This is a genomic window from Allobosea sp. TAB14 (assembly GCF_052113865.1).
Taxonomy (GTDB): Bacteria; Pseudomonadota; Alphaproteobacteria; order Rhizobiales; family Beijerinckiaceae; genus Allobosea; species Allobosea spartocytisi.
In genome coordinates, this window is the sequence record NZ_JBFRDQ010000269.1 from 1 (window position 1) to 4,563 (window position 4,563).

Here is a 4,563-nt window from a genome sequence, read left to right on the forward strand (position 1 = left end):
CGCGAAACCAGCCTCGCCACCAAACGGGGCGATAACTTTCACTATTTTGATAATTTCACCGCATTTCCAGTCCTGCGGCCGCAGCGTCGGCGCTCCCGCTTCGAGTCGAGCAACGATCTCATCGGATGCTCGAGCAAACAGCACTACAGCGGTAGGCCGCCCCTCGGTATAAAAAAGCCGAAACTGCCGTAGCAAAATCGGCGGCATCACGAGCCACTCAAGATCGCTGATCAGATATTGCTTGAACTCGGCGCTCTGGCTCATCAGCCAGACGATTTCGCCGAGGATGGCCGCTATCGTCTTGTCTGACCCCGGCGGAACATCCGCAACATCGGGCTTGGCGTCATTCCCAGCATCGGCAACCAAGGCAGCACCGCGTAGCGCTCCAAATCCCGGTCGCCATCGACCCCTCAGACACGGAGTTAACCTTCCCTGCCTTAAGCACAAAAAAGCCGCAATACAACTTTGGCGTGAGAATGCGCGTTTCAGAGCCCTGTTGCAGATTTGATGCATACCTTTGTTTTCATTATGTAATTTAACGTAATAATCGAGACTCCCTTCTTATGCCCGCCGATATACGTATCGCCAGGGAGCATGAGCACGGGTGGCCCGCGCGGCCGGTTATCGCAGCCTCTCCTGGATCCCCGCCATTGGCAAAGTGACGCCCTCGCGATGTCTTCGTTGGCGATTGCCAACGAGACTGTCCTCCTCCTGAGCAGCCTCGACCAGCGGCGGTTCAAGTGCCAGGTGGCCGGTGCCAATTACCGCTATCGGGCAGCGTCGGCATACAAGCATCCTTGCCTCCCGGAAAGCCGCAGGCGAGACGGTACGGCAATCCGGTTTCGTTGCCCAAGCGGACCAGGCCGCGGGCAGCCAGCGCTAGTCAATGCCGGAATTTGATGACGGCAGATTGGCTCCGCCGAAGCCATCACTGCGCCAGACGCTGATCGCTTGGAGCGGATCGTGGCTGCAGTCTCCGAAACAACAGCAATTGGCGAGCCGTCGCCGAGGATCGGTGTCGGGGCTGCAAACGGCCATCATGGAGAGCTGTTGCAAGGGGTCTTTGAAGACCGGAACGGGCGACTTCATCGCGGTCTGGTCACCCTCCCGCTCGCAAAATTGATATCGAAGGCGACGTTCACCTGTGCGGCTACGCGCGACCTCATGGTGCGTCCAGGCGACAAGGTCAAAGCAGGCTTGGCTGCACGCAAGACGCTGCAGCATCTGGACGTTGCCGAAGGAGGCKTCCTCRATATCGAGAGCAATATTCCARTYGGYCATGGYTAYGGCTCCTCGACYGCRGAYGTCGTCGCCGCCATTCGCGCCGTGGCAGCAGCCCACGCTGTCCAGCTCCAATCGTCTCGCGTCAGTCAACTGGCGGTCTCCGCGGAACGAGCCAGCGACGCCATCGCCTTCGATGGGCACGCCGTCCTCTTCGCGCAGCGAGAGGGTATCGTCCTGGAGGATTTCGGCGGCGCGCTACCGCCCCTGTTGCTGGTCGGCTTCAAGCCGCATGGAGGACAGCCTGTCGATACGCTGAACCTGCCGCCAGCACGCTATGATAAGATCGAGATTCAACAGTTCCGTGTCCTGCGCGCACTGATCGCCTATGCGGTCCGCTACCAGGATCCGAACTGCCTTGGGCGTGCGGCGACTGCCAGCGCGCGGCTCAGCCAGCGGCGACTGCCCAAACAGCATCTCGAACGCGTCATCGAGATCGCACAAGGCGCTGGCGCGTGCGGYGTCCAGGTGGCGCATAGCGGCTCACTGCTCGGCATCCTCTTCGACCACGCCGGCARGAACTTGCGACAGCGCGCGGAAAGCGTCGCGGCATCGGTGCAAAGAWGCGGCTTCWGCGACGTYGAGTTTCACCAAATCAACGACGACGGTGCGAAATGGTAGCCTCGGACAATGACTATTTCCGCGCGCTCGAGCGCCCTCGCATGGCCGCGCTATCGCCAAACCTGATCGCGGCAGCTTTCCCACTGATGAAGCTCATGCCGGCGCGCTATATCCTGGACCGCGCAGTCGCCGATGGCGCACTCGAGGCCGGGATGCGCGTCGTCGAGACGACATCCGGCACATTCGGTATGGCTCTTGCGCTGCTGGCGGCGGCGCGGGGGTACCGGCTCACGCTGGTCTCCGCCTCGAGCCTTGTCGACGCGAAGTACAGGGCGCGCCTCGATGGTTTGGGCGCGCAGATGATTGTCACGGAGGATCATGCCGGCAACGGCGATCAACTGGGGCGCCTGCAGCGGCTCGAGCACATTCGTCGGGAGGAGCCCGACTGCTTCTGGCCACGGCAATATGACAATCTCGGGAACTCGCTCGCCTATGCGCGGCTGGCCGAACAGCTCGTGCGGACGGTCGGCGAGATCGACTGTCTTGTTGGCTGTGTCGGTAGCGGCGGCTCGCTGTGCGGGACGGGAATGTTCCTGCGCGAGGTCTTCCCGCATCTCATCGTCATTGCGGTCGACACCCACCGAAGCATCCTCTTTGGACAACCTGCCGGCAAGCGGCTGTTGCGCGGTCTCGGCAACAGCATCATGCCAGGCAATCTTCGGCATGACCTCATCGATGAAGTCCACTGGGTCGGGGCGTACCCGGCATTCAGCGAGGCTCGCCGCCTGTTGCGTGAGCGTGGCATCTTTCAGGGGCCGACCAGCGGAGCCGCTGCCCTCGTTGGCAGGTGGGTTGCGAGCACCCGCCSCGGAGCCCGGGTCGCGGTCATCATGGCGGATGAGGGTCACCGATACGCGGAGACGGTCTTCGATGACGCGTGGCTCAGCTCGTTACCGGGCTGGCCATGCTCGCCGCCTTCCGGGCCCCGCGAATTGACGATCATCGAACCTGGGTCCGAGGCAGACTGGACGCGGTTCGCGTGGGCAAGACGCAGCCTCGACCAGGTCGTCCATGATGAAAGCAGGAATGAAGGCCTCTCGCGCTGATCCGGAGCCGTCTAGCTTTGCCCAGCCACCAGCCTGGCATTGTGGCCGAGCCAATCCCAGGCTTCGCCCGTCGACCGAAAGATCGTACCGTCTCCAGCTTGGCCCACCGATCGATCGAGATCCTTCAACCCGCTGGCGGTGGCGACTGCCACCACATGATCATCAGGGGCGATGACACGTTCTTCACGCAGCCGCACAATCGCAAGAAATGGCGTGACCGAGGCCAGTTCGGCGAAAATTCCCTCAGCGTGGGCGAGGCGCTGCTGCATTTCCACGAGCCCATCGTTGTTCACCGGGACGGCGCGGCCGGAGGACTCACGCAAGGCTTTCAGCGCCTGATAGGTGCTGCGTGGCGCACCGATCGAAACAGCAAGGCTTTCGAATGCGAGCTTTCGTTCTTCGAGCCTGTCGCTACCGGTGGTGAGCGCTTGCGCCAGCGATCCATGCACTTCGGCCGCCACCATCCTGGGCAGTCTCGAGATCGCGCCTTGCGCAAACAGTTCCTGAAAACCCGTCCAGACACCGAACAGCGCGTCGCCGTAGCAGACGGGCAAAACACACCAGTCGGGGGCGATGCCGCCCGACTGCTCGACGATTTCATAAGCGATGGTCTTGTAGCCCTCGATGCCGAGGGCGTGACTGCCAACAACGGGCGCATGATAGGGCGATGCGATGAACCATCCATAGTGTGTCGCGGCTTCAGCAAGCAGGGTCCAACGATCCATCTTGTTGGCGAGCGGCAGAACGGTCGCGCCGTATTTCCTGATCTGCGCCAGCATGGCGTTGGCCGCCCCGCCGAACGTCGCGACAACACAGCCCAGCCCAGCGCGGGCGGCGTAGGCGGCCAGCGAGGCTCCAGCATTACCGGATGAGGCCGTCGCCACCACCTTTGAGCCTTGAGCGCGTGCCACCGACACCGCAACCGTCGAGAACCTGTCCTTATGCGACCAGGTCGGGTTTCGGCCCTCGTCCTTGACGAAGAGGTTCCGCACTCCCAACGCACGACCGATCCGGGCGGCCTCGATCAAGGGCGTTTGCCCCTCTCCAAGCGACACGGCGTCGTCGAGCAAGCACGGCAGCGCATGGGCATAGCGCCACATGGATCGCGGCGCGTTGGGGGCGATCGAGAGCGGATCGACCGGCGAAGCGTAGACCGCCTTGAGATTGACCGGCGCGGCTTCGCGGCAAGCCGGACAGCCCCTGGAATCGATCTCGGTGCTGGCCGAATAGGAGGCGCCGCAGCGGATGCAGCTGAGCCCGATGATGTTCGCACAGCCAGGCACTGCGTGATCCTTCGGGGGGCTGTTCTCCAGCTCAGATCGATGCCTGGATGTCGGGTCCGAGCCGCATGCTGGGAGCGCGCTAACAGGTTGGCTGGCCATCGCAATTCCTCTGCACGGGATCGTTCGGTCGCCAACCGGTTCAAACAGGCGACTAGCGCCCTGTCAATGCAGAATGTGCACTAGAGTGTGTCGCACCATAGTGCTCATCACCGCACCTTTCGCAGGATGAAACTTCGCACTGTGTTTGGTCTCAACGTGCAGCGCCTCCGAAGGGAAAGAAAGCTCTCGCAGGAGCAGCTGTCTTTCGTCTCGGGGCGCACGCGGGCCTATAT

The 4,563-nt window shown here is 62.4% G+C and carries 4 protein-coding genes; 2 read left to right on the forward strand and 2 right to left on the reverse strand.

What is annotated here, in order from left to right; translation table 11 throughout:
• Positions 1–366: toxin-activating lysine-acyltransferase (locus AB4Y99_RS25950; RefSeq protein ID WP_441525350.1), on the reverse strand; the 366-nt coding region annotated here is incomplete at its 3' end.
• Between the two features lie 597 nt (positions 367–963).
• Here AB4Y99_RS25950 and AB4Y99_RS25955 point away from each other — a divergent pair.
• Together AB4Y99_RS25955 and AB4Y99_RS25960 are read left to right on the forward strand one after the other, a co-directional pair.
• Positions 964–1,902: a GHMP family kinase ATP-binding protein gene (locus AB4Y99_RS25955; RefSeq protein ID WP_441525351.1), complete on the forward strand. Its 939-nt coding sequence runs from the start codon at positions 964–966 to the stop codon at positions 1,900–1,902.
• Positions 1,896–2,948, forward strand: a complete 1,053-nt coding sequence (locus AB4Y99_RS25960; protein ID WP_441525352.1) for a PLP-dependent cysteine synthase family protein — start codon at positions 1,896–1,898, stop codon at positions 2,946–2,948. Before AB4Y99_RS25955 ends, AB4Y99_RS25960 begins: the two co-directional genes overlap by 7 nt.
• Positions 2,949–2,959: 11 nt before the next feature.
• Here the strand turns inward: AB4Y99_RS25960 and AB4Y99_RS25965 are convergent, their stop codons facing one another.
• On the reverse strand, positions 2,960–4,231 hold the full coding sequence (locus AB4Y99_RS25965) for a threonine synthase (RefSeq protein ID WP_441525353.1): 1,272 nt from the start codon (positions 4,229–4,231) through the stop codon (positions 2,960–2,962).
• Between the last annotated feature and the right edge of the window lie 332 nt (positions 4,232–4,563).